Raw genomic sequence first — 289 nt, forward strand, 5'->3', positions numbered from 1 at the left:
CGCCCGAACAGATCGCCGAGCTTGCCCGCCAGCGCCGTCGCCACCGCTTCGGCCAACAGGTACGAGGTGACCACCCACGCCATATGCCCGGCCCCACCGAGATCGGCGACGATCGTCGGCAATGCCGTGGACACGATGGTCTGATCCAATGCGGCCATCAGCATCCCGAGCATGATGGTGCCGAACACGACATTGGTCTTGGCCCGGCTCATCGGCTCGGGGGCCCGTTCAGCGACTGCGACCGCACCGCTCATCGGCTCAGTATGGGCCGCGGCCCCCTGGGAAGGAT

Annotated in this window: 1 protein-coding gene; it reads right to left on the reverse strand. The window is 67.1% G+C overall.

The genetic code is table 11. From position 1 onward, the window contains the following. Window positions 1-254: MFS transporter (locus GV790_RS29905; RefSeq protein ID WP_425343132.1), on the reverse strand; the 254-nt coding region annotated here is incomplete at its 3' end. Window positions 255-289 lie beyond the last annotated feature (35 nt).

This window comes from Nocardia cyriacigeorgica (assembly GCF_010858045.1).
Classification (GTDB): domain Bacteria; phylum Actinomycetota; class Actinomycetes; order Mycobacteriales; family Mycobacteriaceae; genus Nocardia; species Nocardia cyriacigeorgica_E.